The organism is Providencia sp. wls1914 (assembly GCF_009706645.1).
In the GTDB taxonomy this organism is placed as follows: Bacteria; Pseudomonadota; Gammaproteobacteria; order Enterobacterales; family Enterobacteriaceae; genus Providencia; species Providencia zhijiangensis.
The window spans coordinates 1-20611 of record NZ_WLUN01000015.1 but is presented as its reverse complement, the minus strand read 5'-3'; the positions used below and the strand labels follow the sequence as shown (position 1 = coordinate 20611).

The 20611-nt window shown below is 43.5% G+C and carries 16 protein-coding genes, 1 rRNA gene and 2 pseudogenes; 12 read left to right on the top strand and 7 right to left on the bottom strand.

Annotated elements, in window-relative coordinates; translation table 11 throughout:
- The first annotated feature begins 6 nt into the window (after positions 1-6).
- From skp to tilS, 9 genes and pseudogenes are all read left to right on the top strand, one after another.
- Entirely contained in the window at positions 7-501 is a 495-nt protein-coding gene (gene skp / locus GKR74_RS09165; protein ID WP_036956365.1) for a molecular chaperone Skp, read from the top strand.
- 3 nt (positions 502-504) lie between these two features.
- Positions 505-1542 (top strand): UDP-3-O-(3-hydroxymyristoyl)glucosamine N-acyltransferase, encoded by a 1038-nt coding sequence (lpxD, locus tag GKR74_RS09160; protein WP_108478502.1) that lies wholly within the window; start codon positions 505-507, stop codon positions 1540-1542.
- Positions 1543-1672: 130 nt separating this feature from the next.
- Positions 1673-2122 (top strand): annotated as a pseudogene (fabZ, locus tag GKR74_RS09155) (3-hydroxyacyl-ACP dehydratase FabZ); the annotation flags it as partial.
- Positions 2123-2126: 4 nt separating this feature from the next.
- Entirely contained in the window at positions 2127-2924 is a 798-nt protein-coding gene (gene lpxA / locus GKR74_RS09150) for an acyl-ACP--UDP-N-acetylglucosamine O-acyltransferase (protein ID WP_108478503.1), read from the top strand.
- Positions 2925-2976: 52 nt separating this feature from the next.
- Positions 2977-4131: a lipid-A-disaccharide synthase gene (gene lpxB, locus GKR74_RS09145; protein ID WP_154603341.1), complete on the top strand. Its 1155-nt coding sequence runs from the start codon at positions 2977-2979 to the stop codon at positions 4129-4131.
- On the top strand, positions 4131-4721 hold the full coding sequence (gene rnhB / locus GKR74_RS09140; RefSeq protein WP_154603340.1) for a ribonuclease HII: 591 nt from the start codon (positions 4131-4133) through the stop codon (positions 4719-4721). The genes lpxB and rnhB overlap by 1 nt, the downstream gene beginning before the upstream one ends.
- Before the next feature lie 29 nt (positions 4722-4750).
- A complete protein-coding gene (dnaE, locus tag GKR74_RS09135) occupies positions 4751-8233 on the top strand; it encodes a DNA polymerase III subunit alpha (RefSeq protein ID WP_154603339.1) in 3483 nt (1160 codons plus the stop codon).
- Positions 8234-8245: 12 nt separating this feature from the next.
- A complete protein-coding gene (gene accA, locus GKR74_RS09130; protein WP_154603338.1) occupies positions 8246-9205 on the top strand; it encodes an acetyl-CoA carboxylase carboxyl transferase subunit alpha in 960 nt (319 codons plus the stop codon).
- Positions 9206-9328: 123 nt separating this feature from the next.
- Positions 9329-10696, top strand: a complete 1368-nt coding sequence (gene tilS, locus GKR74_RS09125) for a tRNA lysidine(34) synthetase TilS (protein WP_154603337.1) — start codon at positions 9329-9331, stop codon at positions 10694-10696.
- Positions 10697-10781: 85 nt separating this feature from the next.
- Here tilS and rof read toward each other — a convergent pair whose 3' ends face one another.
- Complete coding sequence (gene rof, locus GKR74_RS09120) at positions 10782-11045, bottom strand: Rho-binding antiterminator (protein ID WP_006658392.1); 264 nt, start codon at positions 11043-11045, stop codon at positions 10782-10784.
- A gap of 325 nt (positions 11046-11370) precedes the next feature.
- Between rof and GKR74_RS09115 the strand changes: the two genes are divergently transcribed.
- A complete protein-coding gene (locus tag GKR74_RS09115) occupies positions 11371-12027 on the top strand; it encodes a copper resistance protein NlpE N-terminal domain-containing protein (RefSeq protein WP_154603336.1) in 657 nt (218 codons plus the stop codon).
- A 104-nt stretch (positions 12028-12131) separates the two neighbouring features.
- Here the strand turns inward: GKR74_RS09115 and proS are convergent, their stop codons facing one another.
- From proS to metN, 6 genes and pseudogenes are all read right to left on the bottom strand, one after another.
- On the bottom strand, positions 12132-13850 hold the full coding sequence (proS, locus tag GKR74_RS09110) for a proline--tRNA ligase (protein WP_154603335.1): 1719 nt from the start codon (positions 13848-13850) through the stop codon (positions 12132-12134).
- Positions 13851-13970: 120 nt separating this feature from the next.
- Positions 13971-14690 carry a tRNA (N6-threonylcarbamoyladenosine(37)-N6)-methyltransferase TrmO gene (tsaA, locus tag GKR74_RS09105; RefSeq protein ID WP_154603334.1) on the bottom strand — a complete coding sequence of 240 codons (720 nt, stop codon included), beginning with the start codon at positions 14688-14690 and terminating at the stop codon, positions 13971-13973.
- 7 nt (positions 14691-14697) lie between these two features.
- Positions 14698-15108, bottom strand: coding sequence for an Rcs stress response system protein RcsF (gene rcsF, locus GKR74_RS09100; RefSeq protein WP_154603333.1), 411 nt, complete (start codon positions 15106-15108; stop codon positions 14698-14700).
- A 164-nt stretch (positions 15109-15272) separates the two neighbouring features.
- On the bottom strand, positions 15273-16094 hold the full coding sequence (locus GKR74_RS09095) for a MetQ/NlpA family lipoprotein (RefSeq protein ID WP_036956390.1): 822 nt from the start codon (positions 16092-16094) through the stop codon (positions 15273-15275).
- A 91-nt stretch (positions 16095-16185) separates the two neighbouring features.
- Positions 16186-16839: a methionine ABC transporter permease MetI gene (gene metI, locus GKR74_RS09090; RefSeq protein WP_036968878.1), complete on the bottom strand. Its 654-nt coding sequence runs from the start codon at positions 16837-16839 to the stop codon at positions 16186-16188.
- Positions 16835-17863: pseudogene (gene metN / locus GKR74_RS09085) on the bottom strand (methionine ABC transporter ATP-binding protein MetN); the annotation flags it as partial. The gene metI and the pseudogene metN, both read right to left, overlap by 5 nt.
- Positions 17864-18032: 169 nt before the next feature.
- Between metN and gmhB the strand changes: the two are divergent.
- A complete protein-coding gene (gmhB, locus tag GKR74_RS09080) occupies positions 18033-18599 on the top strand; it encodes a D-glycero-beta-D-manno-heptose 1,7-bisphosphate 7-phosphatase (protein WP_181477508.1) in 567 nt (188 codons plus the stop codon).
- A 428-nt stretch (positions 18600-19027) separates the two neighbouring features.
- A 16S ribosomal RNA gene (locus GKR74_RS09075) occupies positions 19028-20568 on the top strand.
- Positions 20569-20611: the final 43 nt, after the last annotated feature.

Here is a 20611-nt window from a genome sequence, read left to right as displayed (position 1 = left end):
TTTAGTGTGAAAAAATTGTTGTGTGCAGCGGGTGTGAGTATTGCTTTAGCAATGTCTGCGGGTGCGTATGCTGAAAAAATCGCTATCGTGAATGTTGGCGAAGTTTTCCAAAACATGCCGGCTCGTGAAGCCGTTGCTAAACAGCTTGAGAGTGAATTCAAAAGCCGTGCTACTGAACTGCAGAATCTGGAAAAAGATCTGCAATCACGCGTAGAAAAACTGCGTCGTGACGGTGCGACTATGAGCACTAGCGATCGTGAAAAGCAGGAAAAAGAATTAATCACTAAACGTGACCAGTTCGCTGAGAAAGCTCAAAAATTTGAAGAAGACAACCGTCGTCGTCAAGCTGAAGAGCGTAATAAGATCCTGAGCCGTATCCAAGATTCTATTAAATCTGTTGCAGCGAAAGAAGGCTATGACGTTGTTATCGATGCAAACGCGGTTGCGTATGCAAAAGATGGTATCGATATCACCAGTCAGGTTCAAAAACAGGTTAAATAATAGATGTCTTCAATTCGATTAGCTGACCTCGCTCAGCAGTTGAATGCACAGTTACACGGTGATGGCGATATCGTCATCACCGGTATTGCACCGATGTATTCAGCGAACAATCAGCAGATTACTTTTTTATCTGATAGCCGTTACAGCGATAAATTGGCAGATTGCCAAGCTGCTGCTGTGGTATTAACTGAAAAAGATCTGAGTGCTTGTAAGGTTGCTGCACTGGTTGTAGATAATCCTTATCTTGCTTATGCGCATATGGCGCAAATTATGGATACCACTCCAGCCCCGGCAGAGAATATCCATGCGTCAGCGGTTATCGCTGATGATGCCCAGCTTGGCCAGAATGTTGCAATTGGCGCGAATGCTGTTATCGAAAGTGGCGTTGTGCTAGGCGATAACGTTGTGATTGGTGCAGGTTGTTTTATTGGTAAAAATACCCGCATTGGTGCAGGCACTCGTTTATGGGCGAATGTCAGTGTTTACCATCATGTTGAGATTGGTGAAAGTTGCTTGATCCAGTCAGGTACAGTGATCGGTTCTGATGGCTTTGGTTATGCCAATGATCGTGGTAATTGGATCAAGATCCCACAATTAGGTACCGTGATCATCGGGTCTCGTGTTGAGATCGGCGCGTGTACAACAATTGACCGTGGCGCATTAGATAACACAGTCATTGGTAATGGCGTTATCATCGATAACCAATGCCAAATTGCGCACAATGTAACAATAGGCGATAATACCGCAGTTGCGGGTGGCGTCATCATGGCTGGTAGTTTAAAAATCGGTCGCTATTGTATGATTGGCGGAGCCAGTGTTATCAATGGTCATATGGAAATCTGTGACAAGGTTACCGTAACAGGTATGGGAATGGTCATGCGACCAATTACTGAGCCAGGAGTTTACTCTTCCGGTATTCCTTTACAGCCGAATAAAGCATGGCGTAAAACCGCGGCTTTAGTCTTAAGCATCAATGAGATGAATAAGCGTCTAAAGACACTTGAACGTGAATTAGATAGCCAAAATCAAAAAAATCAGTAATTATTTGGTAATTCAAGCTAAAATAGTTTCTTGAGTTACGTTTTTTCCGGCCTGCCTGTTAACTCACCCTTGAGTTAAAGCGGGCCGATTCATTAATTAGATAGTATTAATAGACAGGAAGAGTATTTCGATGAGTGATAATCATACTCTGAATATAGAAGAAATCTTAGAACTACTTCCGCACCGTTACCCATTCCTTTTGGTTGACCGTGTATTGGATTTTGAAGAAGGTAAATCTTTGCGCGCGGTAAAGAACGTCTCTTTTAACGAGCCATTCTTTCAGGGACATTTCCCTAGCAAACCAATTTTCCCGGGTGTTTTAATTTTAGAAGCAATGGCTCAGGCTACGGGTATCCTTGCGTTTAAAAGCGTAGGCAAACTTGAACCTGGCGAATTGTATTATTTTGCAGCGATTGATAACGCACGCTTTAAACGTCCCGTTCTGCCAGGAGACCAAATGATCCTGGAAGTTGAATTTATCAAAGAACGTCGCGGTGTTGCACGTTTTAAAGGTGTTGCAAAAGTTGATGGAGAAGTGGCCTGCGAAGCAGAAATGATGTGCGCCCGTCGTCGTGAGGTCTGATATGATTGACAAAACTGCCTATGTTCATCCCTCATCTATTGTAGAAGATGGAGCTGTTATTGGTGCCAATGTTCGCATTGGTCCTTTTTGCTATATCGGCGCTAATGTTGAAATTGGTGAAGGTACTGAGCTGAAATCTCACGTTGTTGTCAACGGACACACGAAAATTGGTCGTGACAACGTTATTTTTCAATTTGCTTCGATTGGTGAAATTAACCAAGACCTGAAATACCAAGGTGAGCCAACTCGCGTTGAGATTGGCGACCGTAACCGCATCCGTGAAAGTGTGACTATCCACCGTGGAACCACACAAGGCGGCGACCTAACTAAAATTGGTAATGATAATTTACTGATGGTTAACGTCCATATTGCGCATGACTGCATCATTGGTAACCGCTGTATTATCGCGAATAACGGAACGTTAGGTGGTCACGTCACTCTTGGTGATTTCGCTATTATTGGTGGTATGACTGCGGTGCATCAATTCTGTCAGATTGGTGCGCACGTAATGGTCGGTGGATGCTCTGGTGTTGCACAAGACGTACCTCCATACGTTATTGCACAGGGCAACCATGCAACTCCATTTGGTTTAAACCTTGAAGGTTTAAAACGCCGTGGTTTTGAAAAAGAATCTCTGCACGCTATTCGTAACGCTTACAAAACGTTATATCGTTCAGGGAAATCTTTAGAAGAAGCACGTGAAGAAATTGCTGAAATGGCAAAAACTGACGAACACGTCAAAGTATTTAGTGATTTCTTAGAAGACTCAGCACAATCTAAGCGCGGAATTATTCGTTAATTTTTTCAGCTGTAGATGAACACAAGAAAAGGCCTTTAATAAGGAGCGAATTTTGGTGAATAGCAACCGCCCACTTACTATTGGCCTTGTTGCCGGAGAAACCTCTGGTGATATCTTAGGCGCTGGGCTCATCCGCGCTTTAAAACAACAAGTTCCCAATGCCCGTTTTGTCGGTGTTGCTGGCCCACTCATGCAAGCAGAAGGTTGTGAAGCTTGGTATGAAATGGAAGAGCTCGCCGTCATGGGGATTGTTGAAGTCCTCGGTCGTTTACCTCGTTTATTATCCATCCGTAAAGATCTAACTCAGCGTTTTACTGAGTTACAACCTGATGTATTTGTTGGTATTGACGCGCCTGATTTTAATATCACCCTTGAAGGTCGTTTAAAATCAAAAGGTATCAAAACTATCCATTATGTCAGCCCATCGGTATGGGCATGGCGCCAAAAACGCGTTTTCAAAATCGGTCGCTCCACCAATTTAGTCTTGGCATTTCTTCCGTTTGAGAAAGCATTTTATGACCGTTTTGATGTTCCTTGCCGTTTTATTGGGCACACTATGGCGGACTCAATCCCCTTAAATCCAGATAAACTGGCTGCCCGTGAGCGTTTAAATATCCCCACGACTGCAAAATGTTTAGCATTGTTACCGGGAAGTCGTCATTCTGAAGTCGAAATGCTCAGTGCTGATTTCTTAAAAACCGCTACACTATTAAGTAGCCACTTTGCCGATCTACATATTGTTGTGCCTCTGGTAAATCAGAAACGACGCCAACAATTCGATGAGATAAAACAACAGGTTGCTCCAGAGTTGAATGTCCATATTCTGGATGGACAGGCTCGCGATGCAATGACTGCGGCAGATGCGACATTACTCGCTTCAGGCACCGCCGCCTTAGAATGTATGCTAACCAAATGTCCAATGGTAGTGGGCTATCGTATGAAGCCCTTTACATTCTGGCTCGCGAAACGCTTAGTCAAAACGCCTTATGTTTCTTTGCCAAATTTATTGGCAGGGAAAGAAATCGTGAAAGAACTACTCCAAGAAGAGTGCCAGCCACAGCAGCTTGCCGACCAGTTACTTCCATTGTTGGAAGGCGGAGAGCAAGTCGATGCGCTGAAGGAAACTTTCTTACAATTGCATCAACTGATTCGTTGTGATGCAGACCAACAAGCCGCTGATGCTGTATTAGATTTGGTTAGAAAATAATGGAATTTATATACCCAAAAGCCAACTTAATTGCTGGCGTTGATGAAGTGGGACGTGGACCGCTTGTCGGTGCCGTCGTGACCGCTGCTGTGATTTTAGACCCCAACAATCCGATTGAAGGGCTTGCGGACTCAAAAAAACTGAGCGAAAAAAAGCGTGAAAAGCTGTTCGATGAGATCAAAGAAAAAGCGCTGTGTTGGTGTATTGGCCGCGCAGAACCAGAAGAAATCGATCAATTGAATATATTGCATGCCACAATGTTAGCTATGCAAAGAGCGGTAGAAGGCCTTTCCATTCAACCAGAGTTCGTTTTAGTCGATGGTAACCGCTGCCCTAAACTGACCATGCCATCACAGGCCGTTGTTAAAGGTGATAGTTTAGTCCAAGAGATCAGCGCTGCATCCATTCTGGCGAAAGTGGTCAGAGACAGAGAAATGGTCGAGCTTGATAAAGCTTTCCCTGAATATGGTTTTGCGAAACACAAAGGCTATCCCACAGCGTATCATTTAGAAAAATTAGCTGAGTTTGGCGCTACCGAGTTTCACCGTAAAAGCTTCGCGCCTGTAAGACGTGCGTTAGACATTAAATAGTCGGCATAAGAAAAATAGGTATAAAGTTAATGGCTTCTCCTCGTTTTATTCATCTACGTGTTCACAGTGACTACTCCATGATTGATGGGCTGGCAAAAACCGTCCCATTAGTGAAAAAAGTCGCCGCCATGGGCATGCCTGCATTTGCCATCACGGATTTTACTAACCTTTGTGGGTTAGTGAAGTTTTATGGTGCGGCTCATGGTGCGGGTATCAAGCCAATCATTGGGGCTGATTTTTATATGGAAAGTGAGCAACTTGGTGATGAGGTTGCGCATTTAACGGTTCTGGCTCGCAACAACGAAGGCTATCAAAATCTCACCTTACTCATCTCCGAAGCATACCAAAAAGGCTATGGCGCCATTGGCCCAACGATTCACCGGGATTGGCTTGTCAAACATAAAGAAGGTTTAATCCTATTATCAGGCGGTCGAAAAGGGGATGTGGGGCAGTTTCTACTCCGCGGCAATCAAGCGTTAGTGGATGAAAGCCTTGAGTTTTATCAAACCCATTTTCCAGATGCTTACTATCTTGAACTTATCCGGACAGGGCGCCCGGATGAAGAAAGCTACCTCCATGCAGCAGTTGAGCTAGCCACCCAACGTGGTCTGCCTGTGGTGGCAACCAATGATGTCTGCTTCATTGAAAGCAGCGATTTTGATGCCCATGAAATTCGTGTCGCGATTCATGATGGATTCACGTTAGCCGATCCGAAGCGTCCAAAAAATTATAGCCCTCAGCAATACTTACGTACTGAAGAAGAGATGTGCGAGCTGTTTGCCGACATCCCTGAAGCATTAGAAAACAGTGTAGAGATTGCTAAGCGCTGTAACGTCACTATTCGTCTTGGTGAATATTTCCTACCGAAATTCCCAACAGGGGATATGGAAACGGAAGACTTTCTGGTCATGCGTTCAAAAGAAGGTCTGGAAGAGCGCCTCAAATTCCTATTCCCAGATGAAAAAGTCCGAGCAGAAAGACGCCCTGAATATGATGAACGTTTGGAAATCGAACTCAACGTTATCAACCAAATGGGGTTCCCCGGCTACTTCTTGATCGTGATGGAGTTTATCCAGTGGTCGAAAGATAACGGCGTCCCTGTTGGTCCGGGACGAGGCTCAGGTGCGGGTTCTTTAGTGGCCTATGCTCTAAAAATCACTGACCTAGACCCACTTGAACTTGACCTACTGTTTGAGCGTTTCTTGAACCCAGAGCGGGTATCAATGCCAGACTTCGACGTTGACTTCTGTATGGAAAAACGCGACCAAGTTATTGATCACGTTGCTCAAATGTATGGGCGGGACGCGGTATCCCAGATTATTACCTTTGGTACGATGGCAGCAAAAGCCGTTATTCGTGACGTGGGACGTGTACTGGGTCACCCTTACGGTTTCGTTGACCGAATTTCTAAACTGGTTCCCCCTGATCCGGGAATGACCCTTGAAAAAGCCTTTGAAGCAGAACCGCAGCTGCCTGAAATTTATGAAGCAGATGAAGAGGTTAAAGCGCTAATCGATATGGCGCGTAAGCTTGAAGGGGTAACGCGTAACGCCGGTAAGCACGCCGGTGGGGTAGTTATTGCACCAACTAAAATTACGGATTTTGCGCCGCTCTATTGCGATGCTGAAGGTAATAACCCCGTTACACAATTCGATAAGAACGATGTCGAATATGCTGGCTTGGTAAAATTCGACTTCTTAGGTCTGCGTACGCTAACCATTATTAACTGGGCATTGGAGATGATCAATGCCCGTCGAGCCAAGCAAAATTTAGAACCGATTGATATTGCAGCTATTCCTTTACAGGATAAGAAAAGCTTCGATATGTTGCAGCGCTCGGAAACCACGGCGGTATTCCAATTAGAATCCCGAGGAATGAAGGATCTGATTAAACGCCTGCAGCCGGATTGTTTTGAAGATATGATCGCTCTGGTGGCGCTATTCCGCCCAGGCCCGCTGCAATCGGGGATGGTAGATAACTTTATCGACCGTAAACATGGTCGTGAAGAGATCTCATATCCTGATGTAAATTGGCAGCACGAATCATTAAAACCTGTTCTAGAGCCAACTTATGGTATTATCTTATACCAAGAACAGGTTATGCAGATTGCTCAGGTTTTAGCTGGCTATACCCTCGGTGGCGCGGATATGTTGCGTCGTGCGATGGGTAAAAAGAAACCTGAAGAGATGGCAAAACAGCGCTCCGTTTTTGAGGAAGGTTCCATCAAAAATGGCGTAGATGGCGAATTGTCGATGAAAATCTTTGACTTGGTGGAAAAATTCGCCGGTTATGGATTTAACAAATCACACTCCGCAGCCTACGCGCTGGTCTCGTACCAAACATTATGGCTAAAAGCCCACTATCCGGCTGAATTTATGGCTGCAGTAATGACTGCGGATATGGATAACACGGAAAAAGTGGTGGGTCTGGTTGATGAATGTTGGCGTATGGGCTTGAAAGTATTGCCACCAGATATCAATAGTGGGTTATATCACTTCCATGTGAATGATGAAGGTGAGATAGTTTACGGCATCGGCGCAATTAAAGGCGTTGGTGAAGGGCCAATCGAAGCGATTATTGAAGCTCGCCAACAAGGTGGGATCTTTAAAGAAATTTTCGATCTTTGTGCTCGCGTGGATATTAAAAAGATCAACCGCCGCGTGATGGAAAAGCTGATCATGGCAGGGGCATTCGATCATTTAGGTCCTCACCGCGCGGCCTTGATGTCATCCCTTGAAGATGCATTAAAAGCGGCAGATCAGCATGCGAAAGCAGAAGCTATCGGGCAAGGAGATATGTTTGGGGTGCTTGCCGAAGCGCCAGAGCAGGTTGAAAGTTCTTACGCGAGTGTGCCGAAGTGGCCTGAGCAAGTCGTGCTAGAAGGTGAGCGCGAAACGTTGGGTCTCTATTTGACAGGTCACCCAATAACGCGATACTTAAGTGAGATAGAGCGTTATACAAATGGTTTGAGATTGAAAGATGTGAACCCAACCCCTCGTGGTCAAGTGACAACTGTGGTAGGTTTAGTGCTCTCTGCCAAAGTGATCACAACCAAACGTGGAAACCGAATTGGGATATGCACGCTCGATGATCGTTCCGGTCGTCTGGATATTATGTTATTTTCAGATGCGCTGGATAAATACCAACATATGTTGGAAAAAGACAATATTTTAATTGCCACCGGTCAGGTCAGCTTTGATGATTTCAATGGTGGTAATAAAATGACAGTGCGCGAATTGATGGATATCGGCGAAGCAAGGGAAAAGTATGCGCGCGGCCTTGCAATTTCACTGTCCGATAAACAGATTAACGATCAATTACTGAATCGGCTTCGTAATGCGCTTGAACCTCACCGTTCAGGCACGATACCGGTTCACTTGTATTATCAGAAGGATGATGCCAGAGCTAAGCTTAAGTTTGGCGTTGTTTGGCGTGTAACACCCGTGGATCCCCTTCTGAACGACCTTCGAACTCTGCTGGGTAGTGAGCAGGTAGAATTAGAATTTGACTAAAATAGGAATATTATGAGTCTGGACTTTCTTGATTTTGAACAGCCGATTGCTGAATTAGAGGCGAAAATCGATTCCCTAACTGCAGTTAGCCGTCAAGATAACAACTTAGAAGTCAACCTAGATGAAGAGGTTGCTCGTTTACGTGAAAAAAGTGTTGAACTGACACGTAAGATTTTCTCTGATCTGGGGGCTTGGCAAATTGCTAAACTCGCTCGTCACCCACGTCGTCCATACTCTTTGGACTACATTTCCCGTATTTTTACAGATTACCAAGAGTTAGCGGGTGATCGTGCGTATGCCGATGACAAAGCGATTATTGGTGGTCTGGCTCGTTTAGATGGCCGCCCAGTGATGGTTATTGGCCATCAAAAAGGCCGTGAAACGAAAGAGAAAATTCGCCGTAACTTTGGTATGCCGGCACCAGAAGGCTACCGTAAGGCACTGCGTCTGATGGAAATGGCTGAGCGTTTTAACTTGCCAATTATTACGTTTATCGATACACCGGGTGCATATCCGGGTGTTGGTGCAGAAGAGCGCGGTCAATCCGAAGCGATTGCGCGTAACTTACGTGAAATGTCTCGCTTATCCGTTCCAGTGATCTGTACTGTGATCGGTGAAGGCGGTTCAGGTGGTGCATTAGCGATTGGTGTGGGTGATAAAGTGAATATGCTGCAATACAGCACCTATTCCGTTATCTCACCAGAAGGCTGCGCATCTATTCTGTGGAAAAGTGCCGATAAAGCACCATTAGCGGCTGATGCGATGGGTATTACGGCGCCTCGCTTGAAAGAGCTGAAGCTGATTGATAGTGTGATCCCTGAACCTCTGGGCGGCGCTCATCGTAACTACGATGAAATTGCAGAATCTCTGAAAGCACAACTCACGCAAGACTTGAATGAGTTAGAAACTCTGGATGAAGAAGCACTGAAAAATCGTCGTTATCAACGTCTGATGGGATATGGTTACTGCTAATTAGCTAACCTATTAAGTGCAATCCATTCTATTTTGAAACGGGAGTCGGTTTAGCCAACTCCCGTTTTTTATTATCTTTAATATAATATTGAATTAAGAAGTGAGTGGAATAAAGGGAAGATAATGGCGAAATCCTCACAGCATATTCTCGCAACAGTTCGAGAAAAAATCGGAAGCTACCGAAAAATTCTGGTTGGATTCAGTGGTGGTATCGACTCCACGGTATTGCTTCATGCTCTTTATCAGATAAAATTCAGTGAATTACCGTCATTAGAAATCCGCGCCATTCATATTCATCATGGTTTAAATATTCAAGCGGATAAGTGGGAAACTCACTGTGCTTCATTATGTCAACAATGGAATATCCCGTTTATTTGCCAGCGTGTAACCGTAGACAGCACTCAGATTGGTGTTGAAGCAGCAGCAAGAGCTGAACGTTATCAGGCATATCGCGATGAGCTACTTGAAGATGAGATTTTAGTGACGGCTCAGCATCTTGATGATCAAGCTGAAACATTCATGCTGGCGCTTAAGCGAGGCAGTGGACCCGCAGGACTTTCCTCAATGCCAGAGTCACTTCCTTTTCAAGCGAAAAATGGAAAAACGATTCTACTACGACCTTTATTAGTCATTTCTCGCCATGAATTAGAAAACTATCGAGCGGAATATCAACTTCCTTGGGTTGAAGATGATAGTAATCAAGACGACCGATATGATCGTAATTTCCTGCGCTTGCATATTATGCCAAGATTATCTGAACGCTGGCCACATTTTGCGAATGCAGTTTCCCGAAGCGCCTCATTATGCGCAGAACAAGAGGCGCTGCTGGACGAGCTACTGCAAGATTCACTGGATGATATCATTGATTACCGTGGTGGATTATATATTGATGGGCTTATCCAGTGTTCAGCTGCCAAGCGTAACGCCTTGATCCGCCGTTGGGTTGGCCTCCATCATCTTGCTATGCCGCCATTTAATCAATTAGAACGAATTTGGCAGGAAGTGGCACTTGCTCGGCAGGATGCAGAACCTATCTGCCGTTTGGGGAACGTGGAAATTCGCCGTTATCAAGGGGCTTTATGGGTGGTTAAGCGCATTAATAGCCTGATGGGAAAACAATATCAGTGGAATTATCCTGAGGATTATTTATTACCTGAATCACTGGGAACGCTGGTTGTGATGGATGGAGAAGGGCAGATCCGTCCACCACAAGAAACAGAAAAAGTGACAGTTCGCTTTGGATTGCAAGGCTCGCTAAATATTGTTGGTCGCCATCATTCACGTAGCAGCAAGAAAATTTGGCAAGAGCTGGGCGTTGCACCGTGGATGAGGGAAAGAACCCCACTAATTTACTATAATGAAACTCTTATTTGTGCAGTAGGCTGTTTTATTACCCCGGACGGATTTGTGGGAGAGAATAATATTGGCATTGCTATTGATTGGCAAAATTCCGAGTATTGGATTAATACCGATGAGTTTTCCAGAGAATAACGTGAATAAACTATCTATAAATTAGAAACCCCTTATGACTGTGACTACCATAAGGGGCATAGAAGAAACTCAGAAAAAACGAGTATTAGTGGGAGTGGTCGACAACGATAGTGCCGATTTCAGGATGACTGAAGGATGAGATAATATCCAGTCGTAGCTCCTTAGTGCCTTCCTGTGTGATCAGGACGAGGTACTCAATTTTTTTTCGTAGGAGCAAATCACTGGCTTGCCCTTCAATATTCTCGCCGTCATTAAGCTTAATTTGCAGCTTTAATTGACGCTGGCATGCGATTTCTAGATATTCGTAATCATCACAATTGATTGGTTGATATTCATTATCTGTAGACATATTCCCTCACCACTGTGTTAGTGGCGGTTATTGCCGCCTTGAACATGTTTGTTTTATCTAAAAACACTAGCATTTATCGACTAAGCATTTACCGATGAAATAAAAAGCTAAATCAAAAAGTGCTTCGCTCGATAATAGCATAGTAATTTAATAACTATAATCAGTGACGTGGGAAAAGGAAAATTCTTATTCACTAAACTGATATCTTTAGCTGGTTATTTATCCGATTGTAAATTTTTGCATACCTTATTTTTTTATTTCTTGAAATGCTATGATGTATTAATAAGCGAAACAGTAATAATTGAATGATCTGAAAGGAATTATAATGAAGAAAGTACTTTTATTGGCTCTTATTTCGGCGGGGGCTGTGGCATTATCCGGTTGTCAAAGCAGTGTGAACGAAGCGAACTTCGCTCCTGTAGACCATGTTTATAGTGGTGTACTTCCTTGTGCAGATTGTTCGGGTATTGAAGCCACATTATTAGTCAATCCAGATGGTAGCTATGTTGAGCAACTGCTTTATTTAGAAACCCGTGAAGGGAACCAAATGTTCCATGAAACAGGGAACTGGTCTAGCACGGAAAATGTATTAACATTAACTAACTCGAAAGCAGAGCGTACATACTTTGCACAATCTCCTGATAACCAGTCAATCACACTGCTGGATTTAGAAGGCAAAGCGATTGAGAGCTCAATGAACCATACCTTAAAACAGGTCACTCCAAGTAAAAAACGTGGCGAATATCGTTATATGGCGGATGCCGCTATATTTACTGAATGTGGTTCTGGGCGTAAATATGCAACGTCAGGCATTGAACTAGAGAAAGCTTATAGTGATACTGATGTGGATGGCGGCACGCCAGTTTATTTAGAGGTGGATGGTTTCTATTCTATTCGCCCATCCATGGAAGATGGCCAATTTGATTCTGCATTTATTCCTACTGGGAATATTCAGTTCGATAAAACCCGCTCTTGCAAATAACCTGAATTCGTTTTGGTTATATAGTAAAAAGGCTTAGTGACAATAAAAAAGCTCAGAGACAGTAACACTGAACTCTGAGCTTTTTATTTAGACTAACGTAACGGTTATTTAGCTAGTTTTTCTTTCAGGAAGCTAACCACGTTATCTAAACCAACCAGTTGTTTGTCATCACTGCGGCGTGATTTATATTCAACTTGGTTAGTATCTAAATTACGGTCACCAATGACGATAGTGTATGGAACACCAATCAGTTCCATATCGGCAAACATCACACCCGGGCGTTCTTTACGGTCATCGAAAATAACATCGATACCTTGTGCTTTCAGGTCTGCATACAGTTTTTCAGCAACTTCTTTAACGCGATAAGACTTATGCATGTTCATTGGCAGGATAGCAACGTGGAATGGTGCGATAGCATCTGGCCATACAATACCGCGTTCATCGTGGCTCTGCTCAATCGCTGCTGCAACAATACGAGTTACACCAATACCATAGCAACCCATTGTCACGATTTGGTTATGACCTTCTTCGTTCTGCACAGAGGCTTTCATCGCTTCAGAATATTTTGTGCCTAACTGGAAGATATGACCTACTTCGATACCGCGTTTGATTAACAGGGTACCTTTACCATCTGGGCTTGGGTCACCCGCTACCACATTACGCAGGTCGTAAACTTCTGGCAGTGGGAGGTCACGTTCCCAGTTAATGCCAAAGTAGTGTTTACCATCAACATTTGCACCTGCACCAAAGTCATTCATCACGGCAACGCTGCGGTCAATGACGATTGGCATTGGCATATTCACTGGACCTAAAGAGCCTGGACCTGCATTAACTGCTTTGCGGATCTCTTCTTCTGATGCAAATTGCAGAGGACTTGCCACTAATGGGTGTTTTTCTGCTTTGATTTCATTCAGTTCATGGTCGCCACGAATTAACAGGGCAACTAAAGTATGACCAGAGTCTTTCTCAGCATGAACAATCAGAGTCTTAACGGTTTTCTCGATTGGCAGATTGAACTGTTCAACTAATTCAGCAATCGTTTTTGCATTTGGTGTATCCACTAAATGCATTTCTTGGCTTGGCGCTGCACGTTGAACATTTGGTGCAACCGCTTCAGCAAATTCGATATTAGCTGCAAAATCAGATTCAGTAGAGAAGACAACATCATCTTCACCGCTTTGTGCTAAAACTTGGAATTCGTGAGACGCGTTACCACCGATAGAACCGGTGTCTGCTTGCACTGCACGGAAATCAAAGCCAATGCGGGTGAAGATTTTGCTATAAGCTTGGTACATTGCATCGTAAGTTTCTTGCAATGACTCTTGGCTTGTGTGGAACGAGTATGCATCTTTCATGATAAATTCACGAGAACGCATTACACCGAAACGAGGACGAACTTCATCACGGAATTTGGTTTGAATTTGGAATAAATTCAATGGTAATTGTTTGTATGAAGTGATCTCGTTACGCACTAAATCAGTGATAACTTCTTCGTGGGTTGGACCTAAAACAAATGGGCGCTCGCCACGATCTACAAAGCGCAGTAACTCAGGGCCATATTGTTCCCAACGTCCACTTTCTTGCCATAAGTCAGCAGGTTGAACGACGGGTAAAGATACCTCGATAGCGCCTGCATTTTCCATTTCTTCACGAACGATGTTTTCTACTTTACGCAGAACACGCACGCCAGTGGGTAACCAGTCATACAGACCAGAAGCAAGTTTACGGATCATCCCTGCACGCAGCATCAGCTTGTGGCTGATAACTTCTGCATCCGCAGGGGTCTCTTTCAGAGTTGAGAGCAGATATTTGCTAGTACGCATTGTATAGGTTCCATTAGAACAACAAATCATGGTAGGGCTTACGCCTACCCAATAATTTAAAGCTGCTAAGCAGCGGAATAAACAGCTAGTCTACCAGTGACGATGCTTTGTCAAAAGAGGTTAACGCGATTTTTCATTACGTTCGATGGCAAACACTTCAGTGATATTATTAGTCACTCGCCAACGCACATTGAAATCTAATAAATGAACCGCATAATCACGGGCTTCATTGGATTGTTTCTTATAGGCAGGACGTGGGTCTTGCTTTAATACTTGCTCAATAAAAGAGGCTAATCCGGGATAGCGAGATTGGTATTTTTCACATTCAAGTTGAGCTTGTGTACTAAATATAACCTGCATATCTTCTGATGGCGCTTCTTGAGCATAACCGGCTTTGGCTGTTGTAATAGCTTCAGCAAAAGGCAGATACGGTTTGATATCGACCACTGGTGTGCCATCAACTAAATCTAGGCTACCGAGTTCAAGAATGACTTGGTTGTTTTCGATAGTCACGTCTTTTAATTCAACTAATGACATCCCGATAGGGTTTGGTCGAAATGTTGAACGAGTGGCAAATACACCCATTTTATCGTTGCCACCTAAGCGAGGAGGGCGTACGAGAGGTTTCCAGCCACCTTCCATCGTTTGGTGAAAAACAAACAACACCCAAATATGACTAAATTGAGTTAATCCTCTAACGGCATTGGGGTCATTGTATGGCGGATGTAAATGCAAACGCCCAAAGCCGTTTTGAACCAGCCCAGGCTGGCGAGGAATAGCAAACTTTTCTTTATAAGGGGATTCGATATGCCCGATAACATTAAATTGAAAAGATTGCATAAGTTGATTATTCAACAATTTTAAGTGCGCTACCTTCACATACCGTTGCTTGGTAACAACCCGGTGCTGATTTGGTTTGGCACTGATGTAATAACACGGCATCCGCAGCGATATAAGCGGCTTGCGTCAACATACTGTTTTTAGCTGAATCAAGGTTAATAGGCGGACTCTTTGCATTTTTTCTGCATGACTCACCAGAGACAATACCTAAGTCACGAAATGGCATTCCTAATAATTCTTCAGGGCTGTTCATTAATTTAATGTTTTCTGCACTGACATCTTCTTCTTCAGTTTCTACAGGCAAAGGCTTCGATAATTTCATGCTCGAAAACCCTTTATTCATGCTGGGACTGGTGTATTGATTAATTCCGCACCCAGCTAAAGCAAATGTAGCGAGGGCGAGCAAAAACAATCTCATAAATATTACCTTTTTATTATCTGCGCTAGCGCATTAATTATGTAATCGGTTTAAAGCTAATTTATTTAAAACAAATCGGTTTAATGCATGTTGGTATGATACAAAAAAACTAGGTGACATAAAGTCACCTAGCATTTTATACACATTTTTTTTAAGAGAAAAGCTTACCAGCCTTTAACTGCACCACCATCGAATACTTCGTTGGCCTTTTCTGCCACTTCATTAGATTGATATGCTTGAATAAACTTCTTCACATTCTCGCTATCTTTATTATCTTCACGAGCCACAATAATGTTCACATATGGAGAATCTTTATCTTCAACAAACAGACCATCTTTTGCTGGAGTCAGTTTTGGTGTTGCACTGCTAGCCCAAGTTGTGTTGATGATAGCCAGTGCAATTTTTTGATCATCCAGAGCACGTGGTAATTGTGGTGCTTCTAATTCAACAAATTTTAAGCCTTTTGGATTCTCAACAACATCCAACACGGTAGGCATTAAACCTGTGCCATCTTTTAACTTAATTAAACCTTGTTTTTGCAGTAACAGTAATGAACGACCTAAGTTAGTTGGGTCATTTGGCAGCGCAACTTGTGAACCATCAGCCAATTCATCAATAGATTTAATTTGTTTAGAATATCCCGCGATTGGGTAAATAAAGGTATTTCCAACAGGGACTAACTTGTAGTTACGGTCTTTAATTTGCTGATCCAGATAAGGCTTATGTTGGAATGCGTTTGCATCGATATCACCTTTGCTTAATGCTTCGTTTGGTAATACGAAGTCATTGAAAGAGACTAATTCAACATTCAGTCCATATTTTTCTTTAGCAACTTTTTGTGCAACTTCAGCAACTTCAAACTCTTTGCCCATGATCACACCGACTTTGATGCTATTTGGATCTTTTTGTTTTTCACCACAGCCAGCGAGAGCTAATGTTCCCAACAGCGCGCCAACTACTGCAATTGATTTTAACTTAATAGACATAATTTACCCCTTTAGACACTATTTATAGCACCTTAACTACTGTGTAGCGTTTTTTGGCGCTGCTATTGTTTCTGACTATCTAGATTACGGACTATTTATGTGACACTTTTTTCATTAGATATTCACCAGTGAACTGAATGATGAATACTAAGACAATCAATAGAACCAGAACGGTATTCATAACTAATGGATTATAAGTATAGTATCCATATTGCATTGCAATTTGTCCTAATCCACCGGAACCTACTGCACCACCCATTGCGGAATAACCGACTAACATAATTAATGTAATGGTTGCTGCGTTAATTAACCCCGGTAAAGATTCTGGCAGTAATACTTTGCGGATAATCTGTAACGGTGTTGCACCCATAGCGCGTGATGCTTCAATTAAACCATTTGGTACTTCTAATAATGCGTTTTCAACCATGCGAGCAATAAATGGAATTGCACCAACAGTCAATGGAACAATCGCACCTTCGATACCAATCGCAGAACCTACGATGAATTTGGTAAACGGGCTGATCCAGACTAATAAAATAATAAACGGTATTGAGCGGAATACGTTCACGACAGCAGAAATAACGCTATACAGAACGGTGTTTTCCATAACTTGCCCACGACGAGTGACATAAAGTAGGACGCCTGTCGGGATACCTAAAATAAAACCTAAAATTGCAGAAACGAAAGTCATGATAATCGTATCAATCGTTCCTGAAATAAGCAGTGAAATCATTCCCTCAGACATAACCTAAAACCTCAACTTTCACATGGTGCTCTTTCAAAAATGTAATAGTGGACTCAATGCCATTTTCTAAGCCGTGTAATTCAGCCAGCATCACACCGAATTTAACGCCACCGGCATAATCAATCTGAGAGCTTAAAATATTAATATCGATATCAAATTTACGTACGGCCATTGAGATTAATGGCGCATCCACCGATTGCCCTGTGAATTCCAGTTTCAATAACGGGGAGAGATCTTTACCTGATTCTGGCTGCAAACGTTCTTTATAGTCATCTGGAATATCGATAACTAATGTTGACTTAATAAATGCTTGAGCAACAGGCGTTTTAGGGTGAGAGAAAACTTCACTCACTTTATCTTGCTCAATAAGCTGACCGCCACTGATCACTGCCACTTGGTCACAAATGCGTTTCACGACATCCATTTCATGGGTGATTAATAAGATAGTTAAACCTAAGCGACGGTTGATATCTTTCAATAATTCTAAAATAGAGCGCGTCGTTGCTGGATCTAATGCACTTGTTGCTTCATCACACAGTAATACTTTTGGTGAGTTTGCTAAGGCGCGGGCAATAGCCACACGCTGTTTTTGACCACCAGAAAGATTCGCTGGATAAGCATCTTTCTTTTCAGATAAACCGACTAACTCTAATAATTCATTAACGCGCTGTTTAATGGTCTCTTTCGGTGTATTGTCTAATTCTAGTGGCAGTGCCACGTTATCAAACACAGTGCGCGAAGATAATAAATTAAAGTGCTGAAAGATCATGCCAATTCCACGGCGTGCTTTTGTAACTTCTTTCTCTGGCAGAGACGTTAAATCTTGTCCATCAACAATGACTTGCCCTGATGTTGGACGCTCCAGCATATTCACGCAACGAATTAAGGTACTTTTACCTGCGCCGGATGCACCAATGACACCATATATTTGACCAGCAGGAACATGCAGGCTGATATCAGTCAGTGCCTGTATATTGCGGTTTCCTTGCTGGAACACTTTATTAATATTTGAGAGCTTTATCATTCTATCTTCTATTCTCTGACGAATTATATTCAAGATACTGTATCTAACATGTATTGGATGTTAAGGCGTCTAGACGTCTAAGTCAATAAAGTTTGATGGATTTATTCTATTCTCATTTCATTTCTTTTCATGAGATACTAAAAACCATTTCAGTTTGAGGAGTAAAGCAGTGAGCAAAGGCATTCCAGCAATCTTTCTAGATAGAGATGGCACAATTAATATCGATCATGGCTATGTACACCAAATCGATGACTTCGAATTTATCGATGGCGCTATTGAAGCCATGATTGAACTCAAAAAAATGGGATATGCATTAGTTGTCGTGACTAATCAATCTGGTATTGGTCGTGGTATCTATACTGAAGACCAGTTTATGACGCTAACTGAGTGGATGGATTGGTCTCTTGCCGACCGTGGTGTTGATTTAGATGGTATCTATTTCTGCCCTCATCACCCGGATGCAGCGGTAGAAGAATATAAGCAAGAATGTAATTGCCGCAAGCCAAAACCAGGAATGCTTTTAGATGCTCAGGAATTTTTAAACATCGATATGGCTTCTTCTATTATGGTTGGCGACAAACTTGCAGATATGCAAGCGGGTAAAGCGGCTCTTGTGGGGACAAATGTATTAGTAAAAAGCGGCGAACCTGTTACAGATGACGCTATTGCGAGTGCAGATCTGGTGATTAATAGCCTTGCAGACCTACCAAAAGCCTTAAAAAGCATCACAAAGTAACCATTTTGGGTGATAAATCAGCACTTGGAAATTATTTTAAAAAAAACACTTGCGAGATTTTGGGAGCTCCCTATAATGCGCATCCGTTGTCACGACAAACCGGCTCGAAGAAAACCTCGAAGCCCCGTGATAACAGAGGTGAAGAAAGAAAATAGTTGAAAATAATCGCTTGACTTTCTAAATAAAAAACGTAGTATACGACACCTCGCGACAACGACCTAAAGTCGAAAATCGAAAGATTAAGTCGCACCGCTCTTTAACAATTTATCAGACAATCTGTGTGGGCACTCACAGGACACTATCAAAAAAATATTTGATTTTAAGTCTTGAAGAGTGACTAACACGTTAATTCATATATATGAACTAATAGGTAATTTGGTTTCTTCGGAAATCAAACGACAGTAACATTCTTTGAGCATCAAGCTTTTTAATTGAAGAGTTTGATCATGGCTCAGATTGAACGCTGGCGGCAGGCCTAACACATGCAAGTCGAGCGGTAACAGGGGAAGCTTGCTTCTCGCTGACGAGCGGCGGACGGGTGAGTAATGTATGGGGATCTGCCCGATAGAGGGGGATAACTACTGGAAACGGTAGCTAATACCGCATAATCTCTAAGGAGCAAAGCAGGGGAACTTCGGTCCTTGCGCTATCGGATGAACCCATATGGGATTAGCTAGTTGGTGAGGTAATGGCTCACCAAGGCGACGATCCCTAGCTGGTCTGAGAGGATGATCAGCCACACTGGGACTGAGACACGGCCCAGACTCCTACGGGAGGCAGCAGTGGGGAATATTGCACAATGGGCGCAAGCCTGATGCAGCCATGCCGCGTGTATGAAGAAGGCCTTAGGGTTGTAAAGTACTTTCAGTTGGGAGGAAGGCGTTGATGCTAATATCATCAACGATTGACGTTACCAACAGAAGAAGCACCGGCTAACTCCGTGCCAGCAGCCGCGGTAATACGGAGGGTGCAAGCGTTAATCGGAATTACTGGGCGTAAAGCGCACGCAGGCGGTTGATTAAGTTAGATGTGAAATCCCCGGGCTTAACCTGGGAATGGCATCTAAGACTGGTCAGCTAGAGTCTTGTAGAGGGGGGTAGAATTCCATGTGTAGCGGTGAAATGCGTAGAGATGTGGAGGAATACCGGTGGCGAAGGCGGCCCCCTGGACAAAGACTGACGCTCAGGTGCGAAAGCGTGGGGAGCAAACAGGATTAGATACCCTGGTAGTCCACGCTGTAAACGATGTCGATTTGGAGGTTGTTCCCTTGAGGAGTGGCTTCCGGAGCTAACGCGTTAAATCGACCGCCTGGGGAGTACGGCCGCAAGGTTAAAACTCAAATGAATTGACGGGGGCCCGCACAAGCGGTGGAGCATGTGGTTTAATTCGATGCAACGCGAAGAACCTTACCTACTCTTGACATCCAGAGAATTTAGCAGAGATGCTTTAGTGCCTTCGGGAACTCTGAGACAGGTGCTGCATGGCTGTCGTCAGCTCGTGTTGTGAAATGTTGGGTTAAGTCCCGCAACGAGCGCAACCCTTATCCTTTGTTGCCAGCACGTAATGGTGGGAACTCAAAGGAGACTGCCGGTGATAAACCGGAGGAAGGTGGGGATGACGTCAAGTCATCATGGCCCTTACGAGTAGGGCTACACACGTGCTACAATGGCGTATACAAAGAGAAGCGACCTCGCGAGAGCAAGCGGAACTCATAAAGTACGTCGTAGTCCGGATTGGAGTCTGCAACTCGACTCCATGAAGTCGGAATCGCTAGTAATCGTAGATCAGAATGCTACGGTGAATACGTTCCCGGGCCTTGTACACACCGCCCGTCACACCATGGGAGTGGGTTGCAAAAGAAGTAGGTAGCTTAACCTTCGGGAGGGCGCTTACCACTTTGTGATTCATGACTGGGGTGAAGTCGTAACAAGGTAACCGTAGGGGAACCTGCGGTTGGATCACCTCCTTACCATTGAAGTGTACTTGTGAAGTGCTCACACAGATTGTCTGAT